Genomic DNA, 2,466 nt, shown 5'->3' with positions numbered 1-2,466 from the left:
TGCATGCGGTTGGCCGGCTGGCGCTGCACCCTGTGATCCCGAACATCCAGGCCTCCTGGGTCAAGCTCGGGGCCGAGGGTGTGAAGGCCTGCCTGCGCGCCGGCGTCAACGACATGGGCGGCACGCTGATGAACGAGACCATCTCGCGTGCCGCCGGCGCCTCGCACGGCCAGGAGATGACCGCGATGGACATGGAGGCCATGCTGCGCGCGATGGGCCGCGTTCCGCTGCAGCGCACCACCGCCTACGGTACGCCCCCGGCCGACGCCAAGGCCAGGGCCCGCGCCGTGACCACCCCGGTCTCGCCGGTGCGGATCGACTTTCGCCAGCGCGAGACGGCCGATGCCGCGTCGCATGGCGGCTGCTCCGCCTGAGCCGGCGCACGAGCGAGGTCGGACATGGGAGCGCTGACGCATCTCCTGCACAACAACCGGGCGTGGTCGGACGAGGTCCGGGCACGCGATCCGGGCTTCTTCAGACGGCTGGCGGGGCAGCAGTCGCCGGACTACTTCTGGGTCGGCTGCTCCGACAGCCGGGTGCCGGCCAACACGATCATCGACCTGCCGCCGGGCGAGGTCTTCGTGCATCGCAACGTCGCCAACATGGTCCAGCACTCGGACATGAACTGCCTCTCGGCAATGCAGTTCGCGGTCGATGTGCTGGCGGTCAAGCACATCATCGTCTGCGGCCACTATGGCTGCAGCGGCGTCAAGGCGGCGCTGGCCGGCGAGCGGCTCGGCCTGGTCGACAACTGGCTGGCGCCGCTGGCCGCCGTGCACGACCGCTACGCCGGGCGCATTGCGCAATGCGCCGGCGAGCGCGAGCGGTACGACCTGCTGTGCGAACTCAACGTCATCGAGCAGGTGGCCAACACCTGCCGCAGCACCGTGGTCGAGCGCGCCTGGGACGCCGGCCAGCCCCTCACGGTGCATGGCTGGATCTACGGCCTGCACGACGGCCGCATCCGCGATCTCGAGGTCTCGCAGCACACGCCGCAGCCGGAGCCGGGCTTCGATGCCGACTGGGCGCGCCAGTTGCCGCCTGCCTGCAAGGCGCTGCTCACCGCGCGCGAGAGCGACATCGTGCAGCAGGTGGCGATCCGCACCTCGGCGCCGGACTGCATGTGGGGCCAGGACTATGGAACTTGAACTCGGCATCGCGACGCTCGCGGCCACGCTGCTCGGCACCACGCGGCTGCAGTGGATGGCACGCCGCTCGGTGCGGCGCTACCTGCCCCGGCCGATCGCGCCGGCGCTCATCGACCAGCTGCTCGAAGCAGCCGCCACGGCGCCGTCGGCGCACAACCGCCAGCCCTGGCGCTTCGCGATCCTGGAGACTAGCCGGCACAAGATCGCGCTGGCCTGCGCGATGGGCGATCAGCTGCGCAGGGACCGCCGCGGCGACCGCGATCCCAACGCCGACATCGAGGCCGACGTGGCGCGCTCCTTCGCGCGCATCACCGGCGCGGCGACCGTGGTCGTGGTCTGCCTCAGCATGGAAGACATGGACGTCTACCCCGACCTCGCGCGCAATCGCAAGGAACACCAGATGGCGGTGCAGAGCACCGCGATGGCGGGCCAGAACCTGCTGCTGAGCGCGCATGCCGTCGGCCTCGGCGCATGCTGGCTGTGCGCACCGATGTTCTGCCCTGACACCGTCCGCGGCGCGCTCGGCCTGCCCACCCACTGGGAGCCGCAGGGCATGGTGACGCTCGGCTATCCGGCCGATGCCGGCAAGCCCTTCGTGCGCCGGCCGATGGCCGAGGTCGCAATGCGCCTTAGCGACGCGCCTTGAGCACTGCGCTCCCCTTACGCTTCTCTCTCTCTTCAAAGGAAACAACGATGCTGCTTCACAACCGCTTCGCCACGCGGGCGCCCTACCCCGACGATCTGCGCGCCGTCATGAGCATGGCCAAGGCCCAGGAAAGCCGCCAGTGGCTGTCGCACTGGCCCGAGCTCACGCGCCAGGCCACGCCGCTGCATTCGCTGGCGGGCCTCGCCAGGACCCTGGGCGTGGCACGCGTCGACCTCAAGGACGAGGCGCAGCGCGCCTCGCTCGGCAGCTTCAAGGCACTGGGGGCGCCGATCGCGCTGGTGCGACTGATCCAGCGGCAATGGCCGCAGCAGGACTTCGACGCCAAGGGCCTGTTCCTCGGCAAGCACTCGCGCGACCTGCAAGACTTCACCGTGATCAGCGCCACTGACGGCAATCACGGGCGGGCGCTCGCCGCGGCGGCGCACGACATCGGCTGCCGCTGCGTGATCGTGCTGCACAAGAACGTCAGCGTCGAGCGCGAGCGCTCGATCGCCTCGCATGGCGCCACCATCGTGCGCATCGCCGGCAACTACGACGCCTCGGTGGAACAGGCGGCGCGGCTGGCCGCCGAGAACGCCTGGTTCGTGGTCTCCGACACCTCGTACGAGGGCTATGAAGACATCCCGCGCGACGTCATGCAGGGCTATGGAA

3 protein-coding genes and 1 pseudogene are annotated in these 2,466 nt (G+C 70.1%); all 4 read left to right on the top strand.

Annotated features, from left to right (window positions below):
* Positions 1–374, top strand: a pseudogene (gene fbiC / locus AC1DY5_RS51355) (7,8-didemethyl-8-hydroxy-5-deazariboflavin synthase); the annotation flags it as partial.
* A gap of 24 nt (positions 375–398) precedes the next feature.
* A complete protein-coding gene (gene can, locus AC1DY5_RS51350) occupies positions 399–1,148 on the top strand; it encodes a carbonate dehydratase (protein ID WP_478121971.1) in 750 nt (249 codons plus the stop codon).
* The gene (locus tag AC1DY5_RS51345) at positions 1,138–1,794 is read left to right on the top strand and encodes a nitroreductase family protein (protein ID WP_478121970.1); all 657 of its coding nucleotides are present in this window, start codon (positions 1,138–1,140) and stop codon (positions 1,792–1,794) included. The genes can and AC1DY5_RS51345 overlap by 11 nt, the downstream gene beginning before the upstream one ends.
* A gap of 47 nt (positions 1,795–1,841) precedes the next feature.
* Positions 1,842–2,466, top strand: a 625-nt coding sequence (locus tag AC1DY5_RS51340; RefSeq protein ID WP_478121969.1) for a pyridoxal-phosphate dependent enzyme, incomplete at its 3' end; no start/stop codon positions are given.

The organism is Variovorax sp. P4_D9 (assembly GCF_056401695.1).
The sequence above is the reverse complement of the archived record's forward strand: the minus strand, read 5'-3'. Positions and strand labels throughout refer to the sequence as shown.